Below are 25,040 nucleotides of genomic sequence, written 5' to 3' on the forward strand. Positions count from 1 at the left end.
ATAAAAATGCCTGGCCTGAGGGTTGAAAAGATACTCGACGACCCAGAACTGTACCTCCTCAGGGTCGACGATGACAGGATAAGGTACTTCGAGGCCACCTGGGACATTCCGGAGGGAATAACCTACAACGCCTATTTGATGAAGCTCGATGATGCCGTCGTCCTCTTCGACGTTACCAAGGGGGATTACACAGACCTATTCATGGAGGGCCTCAGAAAGATCATCGACCCCCGGGAGATAACCCACATCGTGATCCACCATACGGAGCCGGATCACACCGGTGCGCTTCCGGCGGTTCTTGAGGCCAACGGCTACAAAGCCAGGCTCATAGGTACAAGCTTCGCCAAGCGCTTCCTTGAGGGATTCTACGGCGAGAGGGTGGTGGAAAACTTCCAGACAATAAAGGACGGCGAGGAGATGAAGATAGGGGGGAAGACCTTCCGCTTCATAACCGTCCCCTGGCTCCACTGGCCGGACACCATGATAACCTACGTTGTGGAGGAGAGGCTCCTCTTCAGCTGCGATGCTGGGGGCGGCTACGGAATCCCCAAGGACATAGATGACAGCGACGAGGAGGTCGTCAGGGAGTACCTGCCCCACGTGACCAAGTACATAGTCACCGTCATCGGCCACTACCACAAGTACATCGTCCAGAACATAGCCAAGCTCAAACAGCTCGGGATAGTTACGGAGGCCAGAATGATACTCCCCGGACACGGGCTGGTGTGGCGGAAGAATCCAGTGAGGATATTCGAGCACTATGAGCGCGTTGGAGCTGGGACCCCAACTAAAGACAAGGTTCTGGTGGTATACGACTCAATGTACGGCTTTGTGGAGAGAAGGATGGAGGTCATCATAGACGAACTCAGGAAGCACGGCAAGAAGCCCATTGTTTACAGGTTCACAGACAAGGAGGCGCCGGCAGTCAGTGACATTCTCGGGGAGGTTCCCGACAGTGAGGCAATTGTCATAGGTGCATCCACCTACGAGGCGGAGATACACCCGCGCATAAGGTATACACTCTACGAGATACTCGACAAGGCCAACTATGAGAAGCCGGTCCTCATCGTCGGGGCTTTCGGCTGGGCGGGCGTTGCTGGAAAGAAGATGGAGACCCTGATAACGAGGAGCAAGTTCGACCTTGTGGACGTCGTTGAGAGCCGCGGCATGCCGAGGCCGGAGGACGAGGAAAGGCTGCGCGAAGGCGTCAGAAAGCTCGTTGCATGGATCGGCTGACCCTTTCCTTTTTCTCCTTAGAGTATGTTTAAATACTGGGACTGACATAACTGGCTGTGGTGGTATATATGGAGGACATTTTTGAAAAACTTGCCGGGCTGTCGCCCAGAGAAATACTGGGCTATGCCCTGGCCTCAGAGGATGATGCAAAGGAGTTCTACGAGCACCTCGCGTCAAAGAGCGGGGCGCTCCTTGGGGAGTTCTTTAAGGATCTCGCCAAGGCGGAGGAGAACCACAAGAGGATACTCCTCAAACTGTACGAGGAGCTCTTTGGAGACACAGAATACCCGGTCCCCGAGGATATACCCCTCGCAGAAACGACGGTGAAGGTAGATACCGTCGCAAACCTCATAGAGGCCATGAGGGTCGCCCTAGAGAATGAGAAGAACGCGGAGAGGATATATTCACACCTCGCCGAAACGCTCCCCGAGCACAGGGGCATATTCAAGTTCTTGGCGGCCCAGGAGAGGGCGCACTACGCAGCGATAAGGAGCCATACCGAGTACCTTGAGGACGTGACGCAGGGGCAGCAGGAGTACGTAAACGCACCGATCGAGTTCTTCGGTGCCCAGCTGGAGCTCTACCTCGGCCCGCACACCAAGCGGTGAGGTGGCAGCGTGAGGGTCGTTATAGTCGGCAACGGACCGGGCGGGGTTGAGCTGGCCAAAAACCTGAGCAAAGAATTTGACGTGATCATCGTGGAGATGGATAACCTCCCCCACTACTCCAAGCCCATGCTGAGCCACTACATAGCGGGCTTCCTGCCGGAGGAAAAGCTGTTCCCTTACCCGCCCGGCTGGTATGAGGAGAAGGGGATATCCCTGAAACTAGGAACCGAGGCCCGGGTCATAGACAGGGCGAGGAAAGTTCTTGTGACGTCCAGAGGGGAGTTCCCCTACGATGTCCTCGTCCTCGCCACAGGTGCGAGGGCAAGGGAGCCGGCGGTTCCGGGAAAAGAGTACATCCTGACCCTCAGAACCCTCAGCGACGCCCGCAGGATAAAAGAGCGTCTTGAGGATGAAGGAGAGATAATAATCCTCGGTGGTGGCTTTATCGCCCTGGAGCTAGCGGGCAACGTGGCTAAAGCAGGGTATAGGGTCAGGCTCGTCCACAGGGGGAGAACCCTCCTCGGACTCGACGAAGAGCTCAGCGAGAGGATACGGGAGCGGCTTGAAGGGATCGGCGTCGAGTTTCACCTTGAGACAACCGTTCTAAGTGCCGATGAAAAAGGCCTGAACACGGACAGGGGCTACGTCCCAGGCAGGCTCAAGGTCTGTGCCTTTGGAATAGTTCCCAACAGGGAACTGGCTGTAAAGAGCGGGATACACGCCGGAAGGGGTATTCTCATAGACGACCGCTTCAGAACCTCCGCGAGGGACGTCTACGCGATAGGTGACTGCGCCGAGTACAACGGGAGGATCTATGGCACTGCAAAGGCAGCAACGGAACACGCGAAGGTTCTGGCGAACCTGTTGCTTGGTAACGAAGACCGCTACGACTTCAGCTTCCGCTCAACGTACTTCAAGTTTGCCGATATGAACGTGGGGCTCGTAGGCAGAACCCGCGGCCAGGGCAGGTGGCTTGATGACAACACAAAGGTCTTCTACGAGGGGGAAAGGGTCGTTGGTGCGGTCGTTCTGGATAACATAAGGAAAGCATTCAAGCTCGAAAAGGCCATCAGAGAGGGACTGCCTATTGACCTGAGTTAAAAACTATCCAAACTTTTGGTTTGGAAAATCGTTATATACTCCGTGTGCGGAGGTATTAATGCAGAATATTTCACTGCGGTGGTGCGTATGGTGGTGAAGAAAAAAATGACCCGGAAGTTTCTGGAGGATGCCTTCGCCGGCGAAAGCATGGCCCACATGAGGTACCTGATTTTTGCCGAGCAGGCCGAGAAGGAGGGATATCCGAACATAGCCAAGCTCTTCAGGGCTATAGCTCACGCCGAGTTCATCCATGCCAAGAACCACTTCATAGCCCTTGGGAACCTGGGCAAGACGCCTGAGAACCTTCAGGCGGGCATAGACGGCGAGACCTACGAGGTCGAGGAGATGTACCCAGTGTTCCACAACGCCGCCGAGTTCCAGGGCGAGAAGGAGGCCGTAAGGACGACCCACTACGCCCTTGAGGCGGAGAAGATACACGCGGAGCTCTACAAGAAGGCCAAGGAGATAGCAGAGAGCGGAAAGGACATCGAGGTAAAGAAGGTCTACATCTGCCCCGTCTGCGGCTACACGGCCATCGATGATGTCCCCGAGTACTGCCCGATCTGTGGTGCCCCCAGGGATAAGTTCGTAGTATTCGAATGAATGTTTCGCTTTTTCCATTTCTCAAGTTTGAGCCGCAAACCTTATAAGGTCGAATCACCAACATTATGGTGGTGAAAGAAATGGCCAAATGGAAGTGCATCGTTTGTGGATACATCTATGATGAGGACGAGGGCGACCCCGACACGGGGATTGAGCCCGGAACCAAGTTCGAGGACCTTCCCGAGGACTGGGTCTGCCCGCTCTGCGGTGCCCCCAAGGACATGTTTGAAAAGATAGAGTGAGGTGGTGTGGATGATAAGCGGAACCATAAGGAGCGGAGACTGGAAGGGGGAGAAGCACGTCCCCGTTATAGAATACACCAAGGAAGGCGACCTCGTTAAGGTGGAGGTTCAGGTCGGCAAGGAGATACCGCACCCGAACACTCCGGAGCACCACATAGCCTGGATCGAGCTCTACTTCCACCCGGAGGGCGAGAACTTCCCGATACTCGTCGGCCGCGTTGAGTTCGCCAACCACGGCGACCCGCTCACCGAGCCGAGGGCGGTCTTCTTCTTCAGGACGGGCAAGAAGGGCAAGCTCTACGCCCTCAGCTACTGCAACATCCATGGCCTCTGGGAGAACGAGGTCGCGCTTGAGTGATTCTCAGGCCCCAACCCCCTCTCTTTTATTTCTCCAGAGACCCCAAAGGGGCCCTCATCGGGAAGGTTTATTAACGGTGCCCTCAATATACTCCCGTCAATGGAGTGCGGGATGATACGAAATGTATTCTTACCACATCATTATGGGCGCCGGCGGTACCCTGGTGCTCGTGGGGATATTTCTGACATGGTACCTCTCGATGAGTATAGAGAGGTTTCGGCTCGGGACGAATAGGATCTCATGGTTCCTGCTTTTGGGTGGGCTCCTGACTGGGCTGGGCTTTGTGGAGCTGATAGCAGGGATGGGCACGGCGACAATAGCAGTCCTGGTCATTCTGGGGCCGGCGCTGGTTGTGTACGCCCTCTCCGAAAGCGGCCTGGTTCGGGCAAAGCCGGAGATGCTCGTCCAGGTAGCCGTGATAGTCTTCTCCCTCACGCTGAGCGGCACCAGAACAATGTACATAATAGAGTCGTTCTCGGCCATCGCGGTGGTAGTCCTCATGGACGCGGCAGCGTTCTACGTGCATACCCCCAGCCCGTACAGTAAAACCGCCAGGCTTTCCGCGTGGCTTTTCACCCTATTTGTTCCGGCCAACATAGTTGCACCCGGCAATCCCCTTGCCATGGCCCTCTACATAACATCCACGGCCCTGTGGGTGTCCACGCTCATAGCGCTCCACGGGGTTCTCAGACAGCGCTTCCCCAGAAATGCCCAGGAAAGCTTATAACCGTACACCCAGTAGTCTCAACAGGTGAGGAAAATGAAGGTTTACATGCCCAACCGCGAGTGGCCCCGGCACTACAGGGCCGTTCTCGACGAGCTAGCCAAGATAACCGACCCCGTCACAGGTGGGGACATCCTGGACTCGGGAGTGGTAGCGGGGCTTGAAGTCAACGGGGACACCCTCAAAATATGGCTCAACTTCGAGAGCCACGCCGAGTACAACATAACGGGCGCGAGCGCCATAGCATACTCAAAGATAATTGGCGACATTATCGAGAGGTTTGCCCTCGTGAAGTTCCAAAACGTCTACGTCTACGACCTAAAGAACAATCCCGTCGGGGTCTTCGAGAACAAGAAAGGGTACAGAATTGAGGATATAAGTCTTGAGAAGGTATGAAAGATGAGTCTCCTAGGAATCTTCAGGTCTCCAAAGAAGAGAACCCCCAAGAGGGGCCCCAGGGAGGATCTCCCACCTGAAGTGAAGCGGGTCGTGGAAGTCCTGAGGTCAGTAAACGACCCCGAAACCGGGGTAAACATTGTTGACGAAGGCCTCCTCTACGGTCTGACCGTCGAGGGGGGCAGGGCTCAGGTATTCCTCCTCCTCGCCCGCTCGACCCCGGAGTGTCACTTCTGCCAGAGCATAGCGGTGAACGTGCAGAGGAGGATCCTGAGGGATATTATCCGGGTGCTGCGGGAGGAAGGGTTTAATAGGATCGAGGTGTATAACGAGATAGGGCTTTTGCTTGAGGAATGGGGTGATAATGATGGTTCCGCCCGAACTCGATGAGGGGCTTCCCCTCGAAAGGATTAAGGACTTCTCCCTCGAGGAGCTCCTCGGGATGGCCATAAAGGCAGAGATAGGTGCGAGGAGGTTCTACAAGAGCCTCGCCGAGAAGATTGAGGTGAAGAGCCTCAGGGACAAGATAGAGTGGCTCGCAAGGGAGGAAGGAAAACACGAGGCCCTTCTGCGGAAGATGTATAAAAACATGTTTCCGGGTAAAGAGGTCGTATTCCCTGAGGAGCATATAGGGCCGGAGCTCACCCCCGTGGCGCGGGAGCTCCGGGGGGTTCAGGACATCATAGAACTTATCCGCTGGGCCATGAAGGCAGAAGAGATAGCGGCACACTTCTACGAGGGGATAGAGAAGATGGTCGGGACGGACGACAGAAAGAGGCTCATGCGCTACCTCAGTGACATGGAGAAGGGCCACTACTACACGCTGCGCGCTGAATACGAGCTGCTCCTCGATTGGGAGATGTACAGCCAGATGATGCACGTGGGACCGTGAAGAGTTTCGGAACAGAGAAAATAAATGGGGCAGCCGCAGGGGTCAGAACCTGACCTTTATCCCGGTCTCCTCTTCTACTTCCTTGAAGCCGTTTTTGAGGTACTTGGCCAGCTCCTCGTCAACCTCGAAGAGGGCCGCCAGAAACTCGCCGAAGTGCTCTTTCTCCTCGTTGGCGACATCCAGAAAGATGTGCTTTATCCTCTCGTCCTCGATGCCCTCGGCCAGCTGCTCGTAGAAGCTTATGGCGTCGAGCTCGGCCTCGATGGCCCAGCGGAGGGCCTGAGCTATCTCCCTCTTGGTTAAAGGCCTGTCCTTCGGGAGCTCAAAGGGGTATTTCGCGAGCATGGTATCACCGTTGTAATTTCGCGTGCCTGCCTAATAACCTTACCTCAGGAACTTCGAGACGAAGGGGCTCTCTCCCGGTTTGGTTCTCCTGAAGTGGCCGCTTGGTTTGCCGGTGAGGAGCTCCTCGAACCAGGCTTCGTGCTCTATCTCCTCGTGGAGTATGGCTAAAGCTAAGTCGTACGTCCTCGGATCCTTTCCGAAGGTGTAGTTGCATATCTCGGTGTAAACTCCCACTGCACAGCGCTCCGCCTCTAGGAGAACCTTGAGGATGTTTTCAACGGTCGGCTCCTCCGGCAGGTAGGCGTCGCGGCACCAGGCCATCTTGGAGAAGTCAACGATGTCCCTCGGCAGCTCCCCGCCGAGCTCGTATATCCTCGGCACCAGGGCCTCAAAATGGTTCCTGTCCTCAAGGCGGGCGTCCTCGATTATCTCCTTTATCGTTTCGCCCTCCATGCCGGCGGCATGGTTCCTCAGTACCGTGTAGTAATAGTACGTGGTGAACTCCGCGGCGGCAGCTCTCAGGAGCATGCCGAGGAGTTTTTCCACGTCTATTCCGGCTTTCTCAACAAGCCTTCGGTTGTGTTCAGACATAGTTTTCACCAAAAACTGTTGGCATTTCTACCTAATAAACTTTTCTATTTAGAAGTTAGTTCTAATTAGAAAGGCTTATAAGCTCGCCGGCATACCTTAAACCATGTGGAAAGAAAAGGCCCTTAAACGGCTCAAAGAGAGCGGCTACAAACTCACCCCTCAGAGGCTTAAGCTGGTGGAGATACTCGATAGAATCGGGAGCGAACATCCATCACTCAAGGATGTCCTCGTGGAGATCAAAGCCGAGTTCCCCACCATGAGCTTCTCCACCCTCTACTCCAACGCTCTAACGCTGAAAGAGCTCGGCCTGCTCGAACTTTTCTCCCTGGACGGGGAGACGAGGGTGGAGCTCAACACGGAACCCCACATCAACCTGATAAGCGGGGGAGAGGTCATAGACTTCAACGATACGGAGATAATCGAAAGGATAAGGAAGAAAACCGGCAGAAAAGTCAAACTCGTCAACATTATCCTCGACTAGTCCACCTCAAGGCTGAAATCCTGGTAGTCCATCCAGATGCCGGTCTTCATCACCGAGTCGTATTGAGCTTTGAGTAGTTCATAGTGAGCCTTTTCCACCTTTGCCAGCTCTTCAAAAACCCCTCTCACAGAGTCGTGTTCCGCCTCTTTTGCCGCCCTCTCGTAGAACTCCCAGGTCAGCTTCTCCTGCTCCATGCCTATTCTGACCGCATCCACTTCGCTCAGGTCTCCTTCCTCGACTCTAACGAGGAGCTTTTCCAAGGTATCCTTATCCACCGCGGGGAGCTCACACCGCTCAACCAGCAACTCCACGAATTTTTTCTCGAAGATGCTCCAGTGTTCCGCCTCCTCCCTGGCGAGAAATAGGAACATCTTCTTGGCCCTCTCCTCTTTGGCCTTCCTGGCGAGCCTCAGGTAGAACATCAGCTCGGCCTTTTCTACCTCAAGGGCCAGGGTGAGTGCCTCAAGTTCGTTCATGGTATCACCAAAAGGCTTTAGGGTTCACTGCCTAATAACCCTTTGGTGATGTGGGATGAGGATTGAAAGGGTAGAAAAACCCCTGGAACTGAAAGACGAGCTCGTGGGATTCGTCTTCCGCGTTTACCAGGGAACCGGCGGAGCTTACCCTGCACTGGAGTGGGTGGAGAACAAGCCAGCCCTTGATGACTTCGATGGATTCAGAGAAGTTTACGAACCGTTCCTTGAGTTCCGCCTCGGAAAGGAATTTGACGAGTTGTATGTTCTAAGGGACGAGGGTGGGAAGATAGCCGGGACGGTGGCACTCGTTTACAACCTCGGAGGCAAGGACGTCTGGTGGGTGCCGGAGGAGATAAAGGGGGAGAAAACCGGACTTATTGAGTTCTTCATGGTTGATCCCGCATACAAGGGGAGAGGCTACGGCTCGATGTTACTGGAGTTTGCGATTGAACGCTTGAAGGAGCTCGACAAGGTGCCCTACGTGATAACCTTCCCGGAGCTTGAGGCTTATTCATATTATATAAAAAAGGGCTTCGTCAAGGTAATGGACTACAGGGAGTTCGTGGTGCTGAAAAAGGGGTGACCAGATGAGTTCAACGGCGAGCCCATAACTCCCCAGATAGTCGTCCCCGGCAGGTGGGGATACAAGTGGATAAAGTACCTGACAAAGGTCGAGCTCGTAAGCTACGACTTCAAGGGCACCCGGGAGAGCGCCAGGTATCCGGACGATGCCTACATCACGGACGACTCTTCCCCGGGCAGGTGAGGACATGAAGGCAAAAACCGCCCTGAGGTTTGTCGAATGGACGTCTCTGCCCCTGCTCCTCTTAGCCTGGCTGCTCGTCATCAGCGGCTACGGGCTGACGAGTGAGGCAGCCAGAAACGTCTCCCTCGGGCTTCTGACCTTTTCACGCTCCCAGCCAATCCACCTCAGCAGGCTCGTCAAGCTGGGCTTCGTCTTCCTCCTCGTCCTCCACACCTACGCCGGAACGGAGGTGCTGGCAAAGAAGGTGGAGAAGACTGGCCATCAAAGGCTCGCGGCTCTTATAGAGTATTCTGTGCTGGCGTTTCTAATCTACGTGGGCTGGATAGCGGTGAACGGAGAGTTTGGAGGATAAAAAGAATTCGAGGATTTACTCACCGGCAACCGAGGGCGGCCTGAACATGGCCTCCACCTCGTCCCTGATGTCGGCAAACGGGCCCGCCAGATAGACCTTTCCACCGCTGATGACCACGCCGTAGTCCGCCAGGTTCTCGAAGGGCTCCCATATGTGGCTTATAATCACGAAGCTCTTCCCCTTACCCTTCCACTTCCCGATGATGCCGACTATCTCTCCCACGCTCTCGAAGTCCACGTTGGCCAGCGGCTCGTCGAGGAAAATCACCCCCGGCTCACCCACGAAGGCCTGGGCCAGGCTCAGACGCTTCAGCATCCCCGAGGAGTAGCCCTCTATCCTCCTGTCAAGGGCGTCCTCGATGCCGAACAGCCCGGCGGCTTTCTCAACGTCTTCCTCCCTGGCTCCCCGGCCCCGCGCTATGAACTCCAGCCACTCCCTGCCGGTCGTCAGCTTGGGGAATCTTCCGGGGTCGAAGGCGACGCCAACGCTTTTCCTGGCCTCAGGACGTCTCCAAGGGTCTTTTCCCAGGAGCCTCACGCTCCCCTTCGTCGGCCTGTAGAGTCCAAGGGCGACCTTCATGAACGTGCTCTTTCCCCCTCCGTTCGGGCCGAGAATGAGCGTTAAGCCCTCCGGAATTTCAACGGTTACCCCCTGGAGGGCCTTTATCGGGCCGAAGTACTTGTGCAGGTTTTCCGCTTGAATTACGGTCATCTCCTGCCACCCCCGAGGAGCGTTATGGCCAGCAACCCGCCGAAGAGCGCGGCCGCCCACAGGTGTGCCGTCTTCTGCCCCCCAGGAAAGCCGACGTCAACGGGCGTTATCGTTATCGTAATACCCTGGCTGGAGTTCCCGCTGAACTCGTAGAAGCCGGGGTGGGGGAACAATATGGAGAACGCCCCGCTGCCGTTAACCTCTCCGGAGAATATCACCTCACTAGTCTGGAGGTCCTTCACCCTGAATTCCCCAATGCCAACGGCGTAGAGCTTTGCCGAGGACGTTGAGGAGACGTAGACCGCCGTCGCCTCCCTGTTGGACACGAAAGCGGTGTGGTAGTGGACATCGCTCGGCTCCAGGCCCGACTGCAGGCCCAGGCTCAGGAGTGAGACGAGCATGAGGGTGAGGAGGAGGGCCCTTAAAAGCCTCATCTCACGTCCCTCCAGTTGCCGATGAGCAGATAGAGAGCCACGAGAACCAGCGCTGGAAGGAGCGATGTTTTGATGAACTCCCAGCCAAAGACTGGATCCATGCTCAGGGATATCGTGACCCACTTGTAGTTACCCAGTGTATCCCTCCACTTCAGGAGCCAGAACCATTCGGCGCCCAGGAATTCGGGGAGGTAGAGGAGCACGAAGCCGCCGAAGATTGAAACGTAGGTGTTGGGTGAGGCTATGGCAACCACTGCCGCGACCGAGACCATGAAGAGAAGGGCCGAGAGGTAGAAGAAAGCCATTGGAACTGTCTGAACCTTCAGCACTTCGATGACGGCTTTGGAAGTGTCCGCGAAGTGGAGGGAGAAGAGTAGCAAATGCACAGAGAAGACGAAGATGAAGAGCACCAGGAAAGCCGCCAGGAACTTGGCGAGGAGGATTCTAACCCTCGAAACCGGAAGGGAGTAGACGGAGAGGGCCACACCCTCGTCCCTTTCGAGCCTCACCGCCAGCGTAACGAGGAAGGGCACGAGGAGGGCCAGGAGGAGGTAAACGTCACCGGTGAATGCGTCGCGAAAAACAGAACCCAGTATCTCAACCCCGGACGGCCCCCCGTGGGAGCTTTCACTCCAGGTCATGTAGTACCGCTTCATGACCAGCCCTATCAGAACCGCACCCCCCGAGGTCATGGCAAGGTTTAGGGGGGAGCGGAGCTCCCAGCGGAGGACTTCCTTCAACGCCTCCACCTCCAGATGAAGAGCGCGACTAAAACTACAGTGACACCCACGAGGGCCAAGACGGCAGTTTTCGAGGGGCCCTCCTCGGGAAGCTCCGCGGGCTTTGTGAAGTCTATGTTGGTCTCGGCTAAGACGAGGCCAAAGGGCGGCATCTTGTTGCTCTTCTGGATTTCATCTCTGTATTTCATTTGAAGGTATGTATCTGCTATAGATGTCCCAGACACTCCCATAATCTCCCACAGTGGACTGAAGGGCATGAGAAGTGATATTGCAAGGCCGCTTGGTCCATCATAGAAGAAAAGATCCTTTCCGGAGAGCCCAATATCACTAACACTTATCATATTAGTTTGAGCCATATAGATCGGAGCGTTGAAGTCGCCATAATATGTGAGTATAGTGGAATTTATTTCCCGAACATCTTCAATTTTCAGACCTGAAAGTATCTCAAGCCCGGTCATGTTGGCCGGGTTTTCGGCCCAGAGGAAGTTCTTTCCCACGGGACTCCCGTTGACATAGATATCGCCCGTCTTCAGGTCGAGCTCAAAGGTTCCGCTCCGAGTAAAGTTTTCAGGTATGTATGACTCATTGAATAAGTGGCCTCTTCCTTCCGCTATTCCCAAAGCGGCCCTATAACGCTCCGTCTGCTCCATGTAGCTGTCTTCACATACCGTGACGTTTATTGTTTCAGACTCCACCGTTATGCACCCCCCGCCGGTGAAGTTGTATCTCTCTTGGTACCCTTGGAGCAACTCCCTGGCGATGTCTTCATCCAAAACATCCCACTTTTTCCTTGTGCAGCTGAATCCTTGAAGCAGAACCCCCATCTGTGCCTTATCGTCGGTGACCCTGAGGACGCGCCACGTGAACTCAATTTGGTGACAGTAAAAGACAATTGCCTCACGGTCTGAAATCTTAATTTTTATCAAATCCATCCCTTCTGGTTCTTTTGAGATATATTTTGCATAAATCCCTTCCTTGAACCAGTATGGGGTCGCCGAGGCCTGTGATAACCATAGAATCAAGAAGACAACCACGGCAATTTTTATTAGCCGAGTATAATTCACCATTACAATACCCCCCTCTACAGTGTTCTAATTCCAAGAAATTAAAAATGGGTAGCAATCATTCTTCGTCCGATGACACTGTTGGAGCAAATCCTGGAACCCATGTAATTTCTGCGTAAAGTGTATGTGGACCAAATGGACACCAACCTGTAGCTATAATGCTGGCAGACCACCAAGCTTGGTGTGTTGTGGCAACTGTGCTAGGATCAAACGAGTATGCCCACATATCACAAGCTCCAGAGGAGGATGCTCCTCCATAGACGTTATAAAGGAGACCCCTAGTCGTTTGGCTGGCATATCCACTGATCCACGCATACAATTGCCCTTCGTTCTGGACATAGGTGTCAGAGTCCCTTACCAGAGGGTCTGACGTAATCTGCGGCTCCGGGGCAACATTAGTCGCTACCACGGCCGTTGCTACAAAAACTAAAACACCCACGAGGAATACGGCCAATGCCTTCCTTAGCATCGCCCCCCCGCCCAACGGGGTTTTGCACTTAATGTTACGTTGGGGTCATTTATTAGTCTTTCGGTGTTCTGAAGTTCTCAGCAAACAACTTATAAGAACAACAATGAACACTTCGAAATCGGGATAACCCAAAATACAAAGGAAGGTAAGAAGGCCATCAGAAGTTGAAGTTTATGTCCCTCATCAGCTGGTCGTAGAACTCCTCCTTGTATATGTCAGGATAGCGGGTTATGTAGTCGTACTGCTTGCGGAGGATGTTGTAGTGGTTGTGCTCCATGTCAGCGAGCATCTCAAGAATGAGCTTTGTCTTTTCGGTGGCGGCATAGTCGGCGAGTTCCTTGTAAAGCTTCTCGCTGACAACTTCTGCCTGCATGGCTATCTCATAGACCACATCGATGTTCACATCGGGCTTCTTTATGACCTCAGCCATCTTCTCGGCGATAACCTTGAACTCTCCCATCACGTCAATCTCGATTTTCTTGGCCTCAGTTCTACCGCCCACGAACTTCTCGGCCATTTTTCCGATTATCTCGCGGTGCTTGTCCTCCTCCTTTGCCAGAAAGAGCAGCTCGTCCCTTATTATGTCGCTCTTGACGAGCGAAGCCAGCTTCTCATAGGCCTCCTTGGCCCTAATTTCCGCGTTTACGGCAATCTCAAAAACTTCCTTGTCCGTTATCTCCATCAAGAATCACCACTACATTATAAGCGCCGGAAGATATTAACCTTTTGGATAATATCAAGCGAAGTCTTTCAGGTGGAAACGTCCGCTACCCCTCAACCTCTGACATAATGACAGTTATCACCTGGGAGATTGATTAAACGACAACAAATCGAGGGATAATATTTTAAACCCCTTCAACCTATGGGGGGCACCAATGGAGGGAAAGAAGATGTTCCGGAAAAAGGCAGCGGTTGGAACATATTCCAAGGAGCCAAAAACGAGGTGCCTTAGCGTACCGGCCCTTCTGGTGATTTACTGCCATCATTGACTCTTCTGGAACTTCGTTAGACCCGGATAGTTCTAACACCGTTGATCTTGTGAATAAAACTCAGGAGGGGTTAGTGTGAGGAAGAGTTTGCTCGTTGAATCCGAGAAGCTATCGGAGATTGGAAAGTATCTGAGGAGAACCTTCGAGCTGTGGGGCTACCGCGAGGTCTTCCTCCCGGCTATTGAGGAGTACAGCGACAACCTAAGGAAGGGAACTAAATTCGCGTACAACAACGAGTTCTACGTTATAAAACCAGATATAACGTCGCAGATACTGGAAAACATCAAAGAGCCACCTGAGAAGCTCAAGCTCTACTACATCAGCGAGGTTCTTGACGGGGGAATCAGAGGACAATGGCAGGCCGGAGTGGAGTACATCGGCGGTGACGTTACGAAAATGGCCGCGGAAGTGCTCCTCACGGTCATAACCGCCCTCGAGGCCCTCGGGATAGAGGAGTTCTACATAGACATCGGAAGCCTGAAGGTCTGGGAGAGGGCCACCGAGGATATCAAGGAGTTCAGGGGCGAGGTTTACAGGGCGCTCGTTAGGAGGAACTTCGAGATAATCGAGCGCCTCCCGATAAGCGAAGAGAAAAAGGAGGAGCTCTGGAGGCTTTTCAACTTCTGGGGAAAGGAGAGCGGCTACCAAAAGCTCGACAGAATAGTCGAGGCGGTTAACGACGAGCGGCTGTTCATAGACTTTGGCACCGTCAGGCCTCTCCCATACTACCGTGACATACTCTTCGAGGTCTATTCACCCGAGCTTGGGAAACCCCTCGGCGGTGGTGGTGAGTACACGTTCAAGGGAAGGCCCGCCTTCGGCTTTGCCTTCGATATGGGGGCTCTTTCGAAGCTCTTCAGGAAGAAAGGGGACAGGAACAGGAAGAAGCTGAGCGGAGAGCCAAGGGAGGTCTTTGGAGAGGCCAAGAGGCTTGTGAGGATGGGCATCCCGGTGGAGGTGGAGTGAATGAAGCGTTCCAACGGGGCACCGATAAGGTTCGTCCTCCCCAAGGGGAGGCTCCTCCAGGGCTCACTGGAAGTCCTAAGGAGGGCAGGAATCGAGCTGAGAGTCCCGGCCGAGCGGAGGCTCATCGAAAGGGTGGGCAACTACGAGGTTCTCCTCGCGAGGCCGTTCGACGTCCCGGTCTACGTCGAGTACGGGATCGACGTCGGCATCACCGGGAGCGACGTGGTTGAGGAGCGCGGGAGCGACGTCCTCATACCCCTCGAACTGCCCTTCGGGAAGTGCAGGCTCAGCCTGGCCATGCCCGAGGGGACGAAGGCTGAGCCCGAGGAGATGGACGGCTACAGGATAGCGACGAAGTACCCCCGCATAACAAGGCGCTTCTTCGAAAACCTCGACGTCGAGATCGAAGTCCTGAAGCTCAGCGGAAGCATCGAGCTGGCGCCGAGGATAGGGATAGCCGACGCCATCGTGGACATCGTCGAGACAGGGACGACCCTCAGGGCGAACGGCCTCGTCGAGGTGGCGAAGATAATGGACGTCTCCGCCCTGCTCCTCGTCAACAGGATAGCCCAGAAAACGAAGTTTGAGGAGATAAACGAACTCGTCTTCGCGATAAAGGAGGTGATTAAGGATGGATTTTGAGCTTGAGAGCTACGTCGCTGGAATGTTGAAGGATATCCGTGAGAGGGGGATTGAGGCGGTCAGGGAGTACTCGAGGAGGTTTGACGGCTACGACGGGCCTTTCAGGGTCAGTAGAGAGGAGTTTAACGAGGCCGTGCAGAGCATCCCACAAAGAGACAGAGAAATAATCCTCCGCACAATAGAGCGCCTGTGGGAGTACCACGAGAGACAGATGGAGAGGGAGAGGCTGTTCCTCAAAAACGGCTCCCTCTACGGCCTAATATACCGCCCGATAAGGAGGATAGGCATCTACGTCCCCGGAGGAAAGCCGCTCCCGTCAACCCTCATGATGGTCGGCGTTCCGGCGAAGATAGCGGGCGTTAAGGAGATAGCCGTGACCACGCCCCCCAAGGACGGGAAGGTAAACCCCTACGTGCTCTACGTCGCCGACCTGCTCGGAATCGATGAGGTCTACAAGCTCGGCGGCGTTCAGGCGATAGGAGCCATGGCCTACGGGGTCGGCATGAAGAAAGTTGACAAGATATTCGGCCCCGGCAACAGGTTCGTCAACGAGGCCAAGAGGCAGGTCTTTGGTGTTGTCGGCATAGACAGCCTGGCCGGGCCGTCGGAGATAGCGGTGATAGCGGACGAAACCGCTGAGAAGGAGTACGTCTTAGCGGACCTCCTCAGCCAGCTTGAGCACGGGAAGGACAGCAAGGCCTGGCTCCTCACCACTTCAAGGGAGCTGGCCGAATACTGCTCGCGCGAGGGAATAGAGGTCGTCCTCTGCGAGACCCTTGAGGAGTGCGCCGAGAAGGCCAACGAGATAGCGCCCGAGCACCTTGAAATAATCACCGAGAGGCCGATGGAGCTCGTTGACCTCATCGAGAACGCCGGCGCAATTTACCTCGGCCCGTACACGCCTGTTCCAGCTGCCGACTACTTCCTCGGCGTCAACCACGTCCTCCCGACGGGTGGGGCGGCGAAGTTCAGCGGTGTCCTGACGGTGAGGGACTTCATGAAGCCGATAAGCGTCGCCCAGGTGAGCAGGGAGGAGTTCCTGGCTGAGAGGGAGCTCGGCATCCGCCTGGCCGAGATAGAGGGTATGGAAGCCCACAGGAGGAGCATGGAGGTGAGGAAATGAGGCGAACCACGAGGGAAACCGACGTAACGGTGGAGCTCGACGTGGCGGGGGAGATAAGGACAGGTGATAGAGTCCTTGACCACCTCCTCACCGCCCTCTTTTTCTACATGGGGCGGGAGGCGAAGGTCAGAGCCACCTACGACCTCAGGCACCACCTGTGGGAGGACGTTGCCATAACCCTAGGCGAGGAGCTCCGCTCTAAGCTCCCAGAGAAGTTCGCCCGCTTCGGAGACGCCGTGATGCCCATGGACGATGCTCTGGTGCTGGTCGCTGTTGACATCTCGGGGAGACCCTACGCGAGCGTTGAGCTTTCCTTCGAGGAAAGTGAGGAGGGTTTTGAGGCTTCCCTCGTCAGGGAGTTCCTCTGGGGGCTGGCGCGCTCGCTGAAGGCGACCATCCACGTGAAAACGCTGAGCGGGGTCAACGTGCACCACGTCATCGAGGCGGCATTTAAAGGCCTCGGTGTGGCTCTCGGGAGGGCAATTCAGGAGAGCGGAAAGCTGGAGAGCACGAAGGGCCTGCTGGAGGTGTGAGGGTGATAGCGATAGTTGATTTGGGGGTAGGCAACCTCGCCAACGTGAGAAAAGCCCTCGGGGGAGTCATCACAAGCGATCCCTACGAGATTGAGAGGGCTGAGAAGCTCGTCCTCCCCGGGGTCGGCAACTTCGGGGCGGTCATGGAGAGGCTTGAACCTCTGAGGGGCGTTATACTCGACGCAATAAACGATGGAAAGCCCTTCCTCGGGATATGCCTCGGCCTCCAGCTCCTCTTTGAGGGGAGCGAGGAGAGCCCCGGAAAGCCCGGCCTTGGGGTTTTCAAGGGAGAGGTGGTCAGGTTTCAGGGAGTCAGAACCCCGCACATCGGCTGGAACCAGCTGTGGAAGAAAAAGGAATGCCCGCTCTTCGAGGGGATCCGCGATGGGGCATACTTCTACTTCGTCCACTCCTACTACGCGGTTCCGGAAGAGGATATCGTTGCAGGTGTTACCGACTACGAGTCGAAGGGGAGAAGGGTACTCTTTACCTCGGCCGTCTGCAGGGAGAACGTCTACGCCGTCCAGTTCCATCCCGAGAAGAGCGGGAGGAACGGATTAAGGGTTATGAAGAACTTCAGGGGGCTTTAAGATGGAGGTTTATCCGGCCATAGACCTCATGAACGGAAAGGCCGTGAGGCTCTACAAGGGGAGGAGAGAGGACGTTAAAGTCTACGGCGAGCCGCTGGAGATAGCGGAGCGCTTCGCCGGGCTGGTGGACAAAATCCACATCGTTGATTTAGACGGTGCCTTTGAGGGCTTTCCGAGGAATCTCGACGTGGTCAGGAGGATCATTGAGGAGACCGGCCTGAGGGTTCAGCTCGGCGGGGGCTTCAGGACATACGAGGCTATAGCCAGAGCCTACGAAATCGGCGTCGAGAACGTGATAATCGGCACGAAGGCATTCGACTTAGACTTCCTTGAGAGGGTTACCGCTGATTTCGACGGGATAACGGTGAGTCTTGACTCGAAGGGTGGAAGGGTTGCCGTGAAAGGCTGGGTAGAGAGCGGGATGGAAGTAAGGGAGGCCTATGAACTGCTGAGGGACTACGTGAACAGGTTCGTTTACACCTCCGTGGAAAGGGACGGAACGCTGACCGGCATAGAGGAAATCGAGAGGTTTTGGGAAAGCGAGGAGTTCATCTACGCCGGGGGAGTTTCGAGCGTCGATGACCTGGGAAAGCTCGCCGAAATAGGCTTCTCGGGAGCCATAGTTGGAAAAGCCCTCTACGAGGGTCTTGTGACCCTTGAAGAGCTCATGGAGGTGGCAGAATGCTTGCCAAGAGGATAATCGCGGCGCTGGACATAAAAGCCGGCCGGGTCGTCAAGGGGATAAGATTCCGGGACATACGCGACGCCGGTGACCCCATCGAACTGGCGAAGCGCTACGAGAGCGAGGGGGTAGACGAGATAGTCTTTCTGGACATAACCGCGTCATACGAGGGGAGGGGCATACTCCTTGAGCTGGTCGAGAGGATAGCGGAGGAGATATACGTCCCCTTCACCGTGGGGGGCGGGATAAGGACAGTCGGTGAGGCGAGGGAGATAATCAAACGCGGCGCCGACAAGGTCTTCATCAACACGGCCGCCGTTGAGAGGCCCGAGCTCGTGGAGGAAATAGCGAGGGTTGTCGGAACTGCCAACCTCGTAGTTGCGATAGATGCCAAATGGAACGGCTCCTTCTGGGAGGTCTACACCCACGGCGGCAGAAAACCGAGGGGAATTGACGCCGTCCAGTGGGCCAGAGAGGTGGAAAAGCTCGGTGCCGGCGAGATACTCCTCACGAGCATGGACACCGACGGGACGAAGGAAGGCTTCGACGTACCCCTGACGAGGGCCGTCGCGGAGGCGGTGGACATTCCGGTCATAGCCTCCGGAGGAGCGGGGAAACCGGAGCACTTCTATGAGGCTTTCAAAGCCAGAGCCGAGGCGGCACTGGCGGCTTCAATCTTCCATTACGGTGAGTACACGGTCGGGGAGCTGAAGGAGTATTTGGCCGAGAGGGGAATTCCGGTCAGACTCGACTACTGAGGTGGTAGAATGAGCGTGGAGGAACTCATCGAGAAGGTTGACTGGGAGAAGAACAATGGCATTGTCCCAGTTGTGGTTCAGGACACGGAGGGAGAGGTGCTTACCCTGGCATACATGAACCGGGAAGCCCTCAAAAGGACTCTTGAGACCGGCTACGCCCACTACTATTCCCGCTCCCAGAAAAGGGTCAGGATGAAGGGCGAGGTGAGCGGCAACGTCCAGAGGGTGAGGGAGATCAAGATAGACTGCGACGGCGACGCTCTGCTCCTCATCGTCGAGCAGAAGGGCGCAGCATGCCACACGGGGAACTACTCCTGCTTTTACAGAAAGCTCGGCGAGCCGGAGAGGGTTCTGCCGATGGACTACTCGCTGACCATACTGCGGGAACTTGAGGAACTTATACGGAAAAGGAAAGAAGAGCCCGTGGAAGGCTCCTACACCTCAAGGCTGTTCCAGGAGGGCAGGGAGAGGATATACAAGAAGTTCGGAGAAGAAGCGGTCGAGGTTCTCGTTGCAGAGACGCGGGAAGGCCTGATATACGAAACCGCAGACATGCTCTACCACCTGCTCGTCCTTCTCACCTACAACGACGTTTCCCTCGGCGAGGTAATGGCCGAGCTGAGGAGGCGGAGGGGATGAGGATAAAGGGTGAGGTGCTTGAGTTTCCATCGTACAGGGTGGTCGAGGGGGACTACAGGATACGGCTGGACAAGAACGAGAGCCCCTACGACCTGCCCGACCGGGTGAAGGAGGAGATATTCGAGGAGCTGAGGGGGCTGAGCTTCAACCGCTACCCGGATATAGTCTCAATGCCGGCGAGGGAGGCTATAGCCGACTTCTACGACGTTTCCCCGGAAAATATAGCCGTCGGAAACGGCGGGGACGAGCTGATAGGCTACCTCGTTCGGCTATTTGAAGGAAAGTATGTGGTCGTAACCCCACCCACCTTCGGCATGTACTCCTTCTACGCGAAGCTGGAGGGAATTCCGATAGTTGAGGTGCCCCTGAGGGAGGACTTCACGATAGACGGAGATGCCATAGCCGACAAGGCCAAAAACGCGAGGGCCGTCTTTATCGCCTCGCCCAACAACCCGACCGGAAACCTCCAGCCAGAGGAGGAAATAATCAAGGTTCTCGATACGGGAACGGCCGTGGTTCTCGACGAGGCCTACGCTGAATTCGCAGGAAAGAGCCTCTGGAGGCTTATCGAGGAGTACCCAAACCTCATCGTGCTGAGGACTTTCTCCAAGGCCTTCAGCTTGGCCGGGGTCAGGGCGGGCTACCTCCTCGCGGATGGGGAAATCGTTGACGCCCTCTACCACATAAAGTCCCCCTTCAGCGTTGGAATCATGACGATGGCGGCGGTAAAGGTCGTTCTCAGGCACTACGACCTCGTGGAGAGGCGCGTGGCGGAGATAATCGAGGAGCGGGAGAGGATAAGGAGAGTCTTCCGGGAGTTCACCTACCCAAGCGACGCGAACTTCCTCCTGATGAGGCTGAACGCGTACGAGTTCCTTCTGGAGAAGGGCATAGTGGTCAGAAAGCTCTCAGGAAGGCTCGATGGCCACATACGGGTCACCGTCGGGAGGAAGTGGGAGAACAGGGAGCTGGTGGAGGCCCTCAGGGAATACTTGGAGGTGGAAGGATGTGGATAGTATTCGACGTTGACGGCGTGCTCATAGACGTGAGTGACAGCTACGACGTGGCCGTGAAGCTCACCGTGGAGTACTTCCTGGGGCTCTTCGGGGTTGAGAGGGAGATAAGGCCGGAGTGGGTCAGGGAGCTCAGGAGAAAGGGCTCCTTCGGCGACGATTTCAAGGTCAGCGAGGCGCTGATACTCTTCGCCCTCTCCGGAAAGGCAGAGGAGCTCATCGAAGAGTTTCCAGAAGGTGGAACCATAGAGTGGGTTCGCGAGAAGTTCGGCTTCCAGGTCTTCGGGGGGAGCATCGAGAGGGTCTTCAACACGTTCTACCTCGGAGGGGAGTACCCGGAGAGGCTCTTCGATTTCCCCGGGCTGTGGAGGAGGGAGAGGCCAATCGTCAGGAGGGAACTCCTGGAGAGAGCATCCGGGCGCTTCAAGCTGGGGGTGGTGACTGGGAGGAGCGACCTTGAGATGGAGCTGGCGGAGAGGATAATAGGGTTCAAATTTGAAAACGCCGTTACGAGGGAGCTTTACATGAAGCCCGACCCGAGGGCGCTGTGGGAGCTCGTGAGGGGCGAGCCGGGGGTTTACATCGGCGATACAATCAACGACGGACTCTTCGTGGAGAACTACCGGAAGCGATACGGAAAAGAATTTGACTTCGTCATGGTGGGGCGGGACGTAAAGGACGTCAACCAGTTCTTGGAGGAACTGCTGGGAGGGGAACAAACTTAAAAACCCCTCCGAAAAGCTCCAACCATGCTCTACCTTGAGATACTCGGAAATCTGCCGGAGATGGCAAGGGACGAGGTAAAGGCCATGCTGGAACTGGCCGGCGGAAGGATAGCCGGCCAGGATTACCTCTTCCTCAAAATAGACGCCGATGAAAAAGCCTTTCCCTACCTCAACAGGCTCGGCTTGGCCCATGAGTACGGGGAACTCATCATCGAGGCGGACTCAGTTGATGAGCTGCTGAAGAAAGCCAAGGAAGTCAAGTGGCCGATTGAGGGGACCTTTAAAGTTGACACGGAGACGATGGCCAACTGCAGGCACAATGTTCTAGATCTCCCAAGGAAGCTGGGGGCAGTCATACACGCCCAGGGATTCAGGGTGAACCTCTCAAGGCCGGACACACTCGTCCGGGTTTACTGCGGCGAGAGGCTCTACGCAGGGATAAGGCTCCGCTTCTTCGACCCGAAGGACTTTGAGAGCAGGAAAGCCCACCACAGGCCGTTTTTCAGGCCGATTTCCCTCCACCCGAGGGTTTCCCGTGCGCTGGTGAACCTCACAAAGGCTAGGAGAGAGCTCCTCGACCCCATGATGGGCGCCGGCGGGATCCTCATGGAGGCCGGACTGCTTGGCCTGAAGGTCTACGGGGCCGATATAAAGCCGGAGATGGTCGAAGGGGCTGAGATGAACCTCAGGCACTACGGGATAAGGGACTACGAGCTCAAACTCGGCGACGCAACGAAGCTGGAAGAGCTGTTTCCGGGGAAGAAGTTCGAGGCTGTGGCCACAGACCCGCCCTACGGCACCTCGGCGACCCTCGCAGGAAGGAGGAGGGAGGAGCTGTACAGGAGGGTGCTGGAGAGCATCTACGAGGTTCTTGAGGAGGGCGGAAGGCTGGCGATAGCCTTCCCGACGAGCTTTGATGGAGAGGCTGAGGCCGAGAAGGTCGGCTTTAAGCCCGTTGGAAAGTACTACCAGCGCGTGCACAAGAGCCTCGACAGGCATTTCTACGTTTTTGAGAAGTGACCGCAGAACTCACTTTCTCATCTTAAGGACAGCATAAACCCCAAAATGGTCGCTCAGACTCTTTTCCTCCATCATTCTCCCCGAGGAAACGACCTCAACGTTGCCCTTCACCAGGATGTAGTCTATCCTCACACCCGGCCTGTGCACAGGGAAAGTGTAGCCGGGGTCGTCGTTGCAGGCACGATAGGCATCGATGAAGCCCCTCTCTTTCAAGAGCTTCAGAGCAAGAGAGTCCTCAGTGTCGTTGAAATCTCCCGCCAGAACCACGGCATGATACTCACTGTCGTAAAGTCGCTCAATCTCGTTCAGGAGCCTCTCCACCTGGGCTTTCCTCACCATCGAGTTCTTGTGGTGGTCGAGGTGAACAGAAACGAAGAGTATCCTTCTTCCATGGATTTTCACTCCAGAAACGGCCGCGTGGCGCGGAAGGAGTGGCGATAGACCGCCGAGGTCATTGAGGCCTATACTCCCGACCACTTTAAAGGGATACTTTGAGAGGACTGCTACTCCCTCGGGATATCTTTCATAGAACAGGTGCGACTCGATGAAGTGTACTCTGTAGTTCTCGCCCGTCAGCTCCCCCAGCATCTCCGCGAGTCTCTCAGCGGTGCTCTTGTCACCATCAACTACCACCTCCTGCAGAGCGCAGATGTCGGGCCTCAGCTTCGAGAGCCTCTCCGCTATCCTGGGCAGTCTCACCCTGTCGTTTTTCCCCTTCCCGTGGAGATTGAAGGTGCAGGTCGTAATCAAACTCCCGCTGTTCCCGTTGTTTCCCTCACGTCTCATTTCCATCGCTCCGGGGAGTGCTTTTGATTGGTGTCGATCAGTATACTCAATATCACCCATGCCATTATTACTTCCAAAAAAGATTTTTATCCTTATCGATCAAAAGGAGAACATGAGGAGGTTGTACGCAATTTTAATCGTGGGTCTCTTCATGACAGCGCTGAGTCCCATCTCCGCATGGGACACCACCATCAAGGTCCCCGCGAAGGAGTACCACACCATCGATGACATCACCATAGAGTACAACTCGACCTGCGGAGGCTGGGTTTTTGGTGTCGTCGAATGGGAGTCCGGGAGCAGGGCCTTTGCGTTCCTGGCCGGCAGGAGCGGGACACTGAGGCTGTCAGAATGGCCCTATCCGGATATCCACCTGGACATAAAGGGAAACGCCTCCATCAGCTTCCAGGCCGAATGCCCGCTTAACATCAGCGTCCGCGCGGACTACGGTCCGGATTTCTATGGAGACAGGTTCTTCACGTCAGAATGGCGGTACCGCATCGTAAGGATGCCCTTTGTAAACGTGACGAACGACACCTACGTCCTCGAAAGCCCCTGGCCCGTTCTGGCCGTGTACCTGGAAACGGATTACATATACTTCAACGGGACATACGTCCCGGACCTGACGATGGATTCTGAGCTTGACATTGGGCTCACACAAATAGAAAGCGGGCCCGAGAGGATCGCCGAGAACGTCTGGTGGTACGACCTGAGCGGTTTCCGGCCGAGGGAGCTGAGGCTGACCTTAAAGGGCCCAAGGGCAGGGTTCATCACTAAAGTTTACGGCTACGCCCTCGTCCCCTACAGGGAGCACGGGTATCTGGCGAACTTTGAAGACGGCTACACACTGTGGGTTTCCTCACTGAGGAGGTATGTGAGGATAACCTGCGAGGGGCTCTGGACGGGCGAGAACTTCACGCTCTTTAGGTTCCGGACGGACCGGGGCGAAGAGCACAGGGTTTACGTCCAGGACGGAGTGCTCTGCATCGAGGGGTCCGGCGGAAAAAGCTGCTCCGGCGAGAAGATGCTGCCCGGGCCGTCCCGCTTTGAGATCTTGTTCCAGGACGGGTGGATTTACGTCGGACAGTGGGACAGGACACTCCTGAAGGTCGAGCTTGACACCGAGGGGATCGAGCCCTTCAGCTTCCTCGACCTTCCAAGGGAGAGACGCTACGGTGGGGATGTTTACCTGGAGGGCATGGTGGAATACAAGGATGGGAGAGGCTGGAAAGCCGTCGCCGCCGTACTCATCCCGCTACTGGCAACTGCAACCCTGCTCTACGCGATAATAAGGAAAAAGGTCTAATGGGTTCAGTCTTCCAGCCATATCTCCAGCCTCTGCTTTCCTTTTCCGAGGCTGGAGCGCTTGAACTTTTTCAGGTGGCCTATCTCCTTTATGTCCCTCACGTGCGTCCCGCCGCAGGGGATGACCTCGAAGTCCCTTATCTGGGTGTAGCGGGTTTCCCCTTCCCACCAGATTTTCATCTCGCCGCCCTCGTCAACGAGCCGGTTAAAGGTCTCGATGATTTTCTCCTTGTACTGATTGACGTTCTCGGGGTAGAGGATGTCGTAGCGGCCCTTTTCGACGCTCATACCGCTACCGTAGAGCTGCCACTCACCGGGCAGAACAACGTTGAGGACGTGCTCCATGAGGTGCATTGCCGTGTGGATCCTCATGAGCTTATACCTGTAGTCCCAGTCGAGCTTGAGCTCGATCTCATCGCCGGGCTTGAACTTCTCGGGCTCGGCAACTGCATGCCAGACGTTTCCTTCCTCGTCCTTGTAGACGTCGAGGACTTCAACACCGTTTATCGTCCCCCTGTCGTGGGGCTGGCCGCCGCCGGTCGGGTAGAAAACCGTCCCGTCGAGAAGGAGGGCGTTGTCCCTGATTTCCAGAACCTTAGCACGGGCTTCCTTCATGTAGGCGTCCTCGTAGTAGAGCTTGCGCGTCATGGGCACCACCTCAGAAGAGTTGGCAGGCACCATTT

At 55.6% G+C, this 25,040-nt stretch carries 36 protein-coding genes; 25 read left to right on the top strand and 11 right to left on the bottom strand.

All coding sequences use genetic code 11. The annotated features are described in order from the left end of the window. Nucleotides 1-6: 6 nt before the first annotated feature. The 10 genes from E3E36_RS00925 to E3E36_RS00970 all read left to right on the top strand — a co-directional run bounded on the left by E3E36_RS00925 (nucleotide 7) and on the right by E3E36_RS00970 (nucleotide 6,160). Nucleotides 7-1,236: an FprA family A-type flavoprotein gene (locus tag E3E36_RS00925; RefSeq protein WP_167894666.1), complete on the top strand. Its 1,230-nt coding sequence runs from the start codon at nucleotides 7-9 to the stop codon at nucleotides 1,234-1,236. 68 nt (nucleotides 1,237-1,304) lie between these two features. Further along, nucleotides 1,305-1,844: a ferritin family protein gene (locus E3E36_RS00930; protein ID WP_206203453.1), complete on the top strand. Its 540-nt coding sequence runs from the start codon at nucleotides 1,305-1,307 to the stop codon at nucleotides 1,842-1,844. A 9-nt stretch (nucleotides 1,845-1,853) separates the two neighbouring features. Beyond that, on the top strand, nucleotides 1,854-2,945 hold the full coding sequence (locus E3E36_RS00935; RefSeq protein WP_167893578.1) for an FAD-dependent oxidoreductase: 1,092 nt from the start codon (nucleotides 1,854-1,856) through the stop codon (nucleotides 2,943-2,945). A gap of 87 nt (nucleotides 2,946-3,032) precedes the next feature. Continuing rightward, nucleotides 3,033-3,548, top strand: a complete 516-nt coding sequence (locus tag E3E36_RS00940; RefSeq protein WP_167893579.1) for a rubrerythrin family protein — start codon at nucleotides 3,033-3,035, stop codon at nucleotides 3,546-3,548. Nucleotides 3,549-3,628: 80 nt separating this feature from the next. Further along, nucleotides 3,629-3,790 (top strand): rubredoxin, encoded by a 162-nt coding sequence (rd, locus tag E3E36_RS00945; protein ID WP_012571827.1) that lies wholly within the window; start codon nucleotides 3,629-3,631, stop codon nucleotides 3,788-3,790. A 10-nt stretch (nucleotides 3,791-3,800) separates the two neighbouring features. Beyond that, entirely contained in the window at nucleotides 3,801-4,148 is a 348-nt protein-coding gene (locus E3E36_RS00950; protein WP_167893580.1) for a class II SORL domain-containing protein, read from the top strand. Nucleotides 4,149-4,269: 121 nt separating this feature from the next. Continuing rightward, nucleotides 4,270-4,875 carry a hypothetical protein gene (locus E3E36_RS00955; protein WP_167893581.1) on the top strand — a complete coding sequence of 202 codons (606 nt, stop codon included), beginning with the start codon at nucleotides 4,270-4,272 and terminating at the stop codon, nucleotides 4,873-4,875. Between the two features lie 33 nt (nucleotides 4,876-4,908). Next, complete coding sequence (locus tag E3E36_RS00960) at nucleotides 4,909-5,268, top strand: iron-sulfur cluster assembly protein (protein ID WP_167894668.1); 360 nt, start codon at nucleotides 4,909-4,911, stop codon at nucleotides 5,266-5,268. 3 nt (nucleotides 5,269-5,271) lie between these two features. Further along, entirely contained in the window at nucleotides 5,272-5,658 is a 387-nt protein-coding gene (locus E3E36_RS00965) for an iron-sulfur cluster assembly protein (protein WP_167893582.1), read from the top strand. Next, entirely contained in the window at nucleotides 5,636-6,160 is a 525-nt protein-coding gene (locus E3E36_RS00970) for a ferritin family protein (protein WP_167894669.1), read from the top strand. The genes E3E36_RS00965 and E3E36_RS00970 overlap by 23 nt, the downstream gene beginning before the upstream one ends. A 42-nt stretch (nucleotides 6,161-6,202) precedes the next feature. Here the strand turns inward: E3E36_RS00970 and E3E36_RS00975 are convergent, their stop codons facing one another. Beyond that, nucleotides 6,203-6,505 (bottom strand): ferritin family protein, encoded by a 303-nt coding sequence (locus E3E36_RS00975; protein WP_167893583.1) that lies wholly within the window; start codon nucleotides 6,503-6,505, stop codon nucleotides 6,203-6,205. Between the two features lie 39 nt (nucleotides 6,506-6,544). After that, nucleotides 6,545-7,096: a DNA protection during starvation protein gene (gene dps / locus E3E36_RS00980; protein WP_167894670.1), complete on the bottom strand. Its 552-nt coding sequence runs from the start codon at nucleotides 7,094-7,096 to the stop codon at nucleotides 6,545-6,547. Between the two features lie 103 nt (nucleotides 7,097-7,199). Between dps and E3E36_RS00985 the strand changes: the two genes are divergently transcribed. Beyond that, complete coding sequence (locus E3E36_RS00985; protein WP_167893584.1) at nucleotides 7,200-7,577, top strand: Fur family transcriptional regulator; 378 nt, start codon at nucleotides 7,200-7,202, stop codon at nucleotides 7,575-7,577. Here E3E36_RS00985 and E3E36_RS00990 read toward each other — a convergent pair. After that, on the bottom strand, nucleotides 7,574-8,053 hold the full coding sequence (locus E3E36_RS00990; protein ID WP_167893585.1) for a ferritin family protein: 480 nt from the start codon (nucleotides 8,051-8,053) through the stop codon (nucleotides 7,574-7,576). The two genes, E3E36_RS00985 and E3E36_RS00990, sit on opposite strands and share 4 nt — an antisense overlap. Nucleotides 8,054-8,108: 55 nt before the next feature. Here E3E36_RS00990 and E3E36_RS00995 point away from each other — a divergent pair, with 55 nt between their 5' ends. Then, on the top strand, nucleotides 8,109-8,636 hold the full coding sequence (locus E3E36_RS00995) for a GNAT family N-acetyltransferase (protein WP_167893586.1): 528 nt from the start codon (nucleotides 8,109-8,111) through the stop codon (nucleotides 8,634-8,636). 187 nt (nucleotides 8,637-8,823) lie between these two features. Then, nucleotides 8,824-9,171 (top strand): hypothetical protein, encoded by a 348-nt coding sequence (locus E3E36_RS01005; RefSeq protein ID WP_167893587.1) that lies wholly within the window; start codon nucleotides 8,824-8,826, stop codon nucleotides 9,169-9,171. Nucleotides 9,172-9,186: 15 nt separating this feature from the next. Here E3E36_RS01005 and E3E36_RS01010 read toward each other — a convergent pair whose 3' ends face one another. The 6 genes from E3E36_RS01010 to E3E36_RS01035 form a co-directional block, all read right to left on the bottom strand. After that, nucleotides 9,187-9,882 (bottom strand): ABC transporter ATP-binding protein, encoded by a 696-nt coding sequence (locus E3E36_RS01010; RefSeq protein WP_167893588.1) that lies wholly within the window; start codon nucleotides 9,880-9,882, stop codon nucleotides 9,187-9,189. Beyond that, nucleotides 9,879-10,316, bottom strand: a complete 438-nt coding sequence (locus E3E36_RS01015; protein ID WP_167893589.1) for a hypothetical protein — start codon at nucleotides 10,314-10,316, stop codon at nucleotides 9,879-9,881. The genes E3E36_RS01010 and E3E36_RS01015 overlap by 4 nt, the downstream gene beginning before the upstream one ends. After that, nucleotides 10,313-11,056: an ABC transporter permease gene (locus tag E3E36_RS01020; protein ID WP_167893590.1), complete on the bottom strand. Its 744-nt coding sequence runs from the start codon at nucleotides 11,054-11,056 to the stop codon at nucleotides 10,313-10,315. The genes E3E36_RS01015 and E3E36_RS01020 overlap by 4 nt, the downstream gene beginning before the upstream one ends. Further along, complete coding sequence (locus E3E36_RS01025; protein ID WP_167893591.1) at nucleotides 11,053-12,123, bottom strand: hypothetical protein; 1,071 nt, start codon at nucleotides 12,121-12,123, stop codon at nucleotides 11,053-11,055. The genes E3E36_RS01020 and E3E36_RS01025 overlap by 4 nt, the downstream gene beginning before the upstream one ends. Before the next feature lie 55 nt (nucleotides 12,124-12,178). Continuing rightward, a complete protein-coding gene (locus tag E3E36_RS01030; RefSeq protein WP_167893592.1) occupies nucleotides 12,179-12,589 on the bottom strand; it encodes a hypothetical protein in 411 nt (136 codons plus the stop codon). A 157-nt stretch (nucleotides 12,590-12,746) separates the two neighbouring features. Beyond that, nucleotides 12,747-13,271: a ferritin family protein gene (locus E3E36_RS01035; protein ID WP_167893593.1), complete on the bottom strand. Its 525-nt coding sequence runs from the start codon at nucleotides 13,269-13,271 to the stop codon at nucleotides 12,747-12,749. A 382-nt stretch (nucleotides 13,272-13,653) separates the two neighbouring features. Between E3E36_RS01035 and E3E36_RS01040 the strand changes: the two genes are divergently transcribed. From E3E36_RS01040 to E3E36_RS01090, 11 genes are read left to right on the top strand one after another with little or no spacing between them, the layout of a single operon-like run. Next, nucleotides 13,654-14,544 (top strand): ATP phosphoribosyltransferase regulatory subunit, encoded by an 891-nt coding sequence (locus E3E36_RS01040; protein ID WP_167893594.1) that lies wholly within the window; start codon nucleotides 13,654-13,656, stop codon nucleotides 14,542-14,544. A 24-nt stretch (nucleotides 14,545-14,568) separates the two neighbouring features. Further along, nucleotides 14,569-15,186, top strand: a complete 618-nt coding sequence (gene hisG, locus E3E36_RS01045; RefSeq protein ID WP_167894672.1) for an ATP phosphoribosyltransferase — start codon at nucleotides 14,569-14,571, stop codon at nucleotides 15,184-15,186. Next, the gene (gene hisD / locus E3E36_RS01050) at nucleotides 15,176-16,309 is read left to right on the top strand and encodes a histidinol dehydrogenase (RefSeq protein ID WP_167893595.1); all 1,134 of its coding nucleotides are present in this window, start codon (nucleotides 15,176-15,178) and stop codon (nucleotides 16,307-16,309) included. Before hisG ends, hisD begins: the two co-directional genes overlap by 11 nt. After that, nucleotides 16,306-16,842, top strand: coding sequence for an imidazoleglycerol-phosphate dehydratase HisB (gene hisB, locus E3E36_RS01055; protein WP_167893596.1), 537 nt, complete (start codon nucleotides 16,306-16,308; stop codon nucleotides 16,840-16,842). The genes hisD and hisB overlap by 4 nt, the downstream gene beginning before the upstream one ends. A gap of 2 nt (nucleotides 16,843-16,844) precedes the next feature. Beyond that, nucleotides 16,845-17,432, top strand: a complete 588-nt coding sequence (gene hisH / locus E3E36_RS01060; protein ID WP_394353035.1) for an imidazole glycerol phosphate synthase subunit HisH — start codon at nucleotides 16,845-16,847, stop codon at nucleotides 17,430-17,432. A 1-nt stretch (nucleotide 17,433) separates the two neighbouring features. Next, the gene (hisA, locus tag E3E36_RS01065; protein WP_167893598.1) at nucleotides 17,434-18,132 is read left to right on the top strand and encodes a 1-(5-phosphoribosyl)-5-((5-phosphoribosylamino)methylideneamino)imidazole-4-carboxamide isomerase; all 699 of its coding nucleotides are present in this window, start codon (nucleotides 17,434-17,436) and stop codon (nucleotides 18,130-18,132) included. After that, nucleotides 18,114-18,872, top strand: a complete 759-nt coding sequence (gene hisF, locus E3E36_RS01070) for an imidazole glycerol phosphate synthase subunit HisF (RefSeq protein WP_167893599.1) — start codon at nucleotides 18,114-18,116, stop codon at nucleotides 18,870-18,872. Before hisA ends, hisF begins: the two co-directional genes overlap by 19 nt. A gap of 9 nt (nucleotides 18,873-18,881) precedes the next feature. Next, entirely contained in the window at nucleotides 18,882-19,511 is a 630-nt protein-coding gene (hisIE, locus tag E3E36_RS01075; protein WP_167893600.1) for a bifunctional phosphoribosyl-AMP cyclohydrolase/phosphoribosyl-ATP diphosphatase HisIE, read from the top strand. Next, nucleotides 19,508-20,527 carry a histidinol-phosphate transaminase gene (gene hisC / locus E3E36_RS01080; RefSeq protein ID WP_167893601.1) on the top strand — a complete coding sequence of 340 codons (1,020 nt, stop codon included), beginning with the start codon at nucleotides 19,508-19,510 and terminating at the stop codon, nucleotides 20,525-20,527. Before hisIE ends, hisC begins: the two co-directional genes overlap by 4 nt. After that, nucleotides 20,518-21,249, top strand: a complete 732-nt coding sequence (locus E3E36_RS01085; RefSeq protein ID WP_167893602.1) for an HAD family hydrolase — start codon at nucleotides 20,518-20,520, stop codon at nucleotides 21,247-21,249. The genes hisC and E3E36_RS01085 overlap by 10 nt, the downstream gene beginning before the upstream one ends. A gap of 24 nt (nucleotides 21,250-21,273) precedes the next feature. After that, complete coding sequence (locus tag E3E36_RS01090; protein WP_167893603.1) at nucleotides 21,274-22,269, top strand: TIGR01177 family methyltransferase; 996 nt, start codon at nucleotides 21,274-21,276, stop codon at nucleotides 22,267-22,269. A 9-nt stretch (nucleotides 22,270-22,278) separates the two neighbouring features. On the opposite strand, the gene E3E36_RS01095 is transcribed toward E3E36_RS01090, so the two are convergent. Then, a complete protein-coding gene (locus E3E36_RS01095) occupies nucleotides 22,279-23,055 on the bottom strand; it encodes an endonuclease/exonuclease/phosphatase family protein (protein WP_167893604.1) in 777 nt (258 codons plus the stop codon). Nucleotides 23,056-23,167: 112 nt separating this feature from the next. On the opposite strand from E3E36_RS01095, the gene E3E36_RS01100 reads away from it, so the two are divergent. Continuing rightward, on the top strand, nucleotides 23,168-24,358 hold the full coding sequence (locus E3E36_RS01100; protein ID WP_167893605.1) for a hypothetical protein: 1,191 nt from the start codon (nucleotides 23,168-23,170) through the stop codon (nucleotides 24,356-24,358). A 5-nt stretch (nucleotides 24,359-24,363) separates the two neighbouring features. Here the strand turns inward: E3E36_RS01100 and E3E36_RS01105 are convergent, their stop codons facing one another. Beyond that, the gene (locus tag E3E36_RS01105; protein ID WP_167894673.1) at nucleotides 24,364-25,005 is read right to left on the bottom strand and encodes an alanyl-tRNA editing protein; all 642 of its coding nucleotides are present in this window, start codon (nucleotides 25,003-25,005) and stop codon (nucleotides 24,364-24,366) included. Nucleotides 25,006-25,040 lie beyond the last annotated feature (35 nt).

The organism is Thermococcus sp. M36, from assembly GCF_012027355.1.
Classification (GTDB): Archaea; Methanobacteriota_B; Thermococci; order Thermococcales; family Thermococcaceae; genus Thermococcus.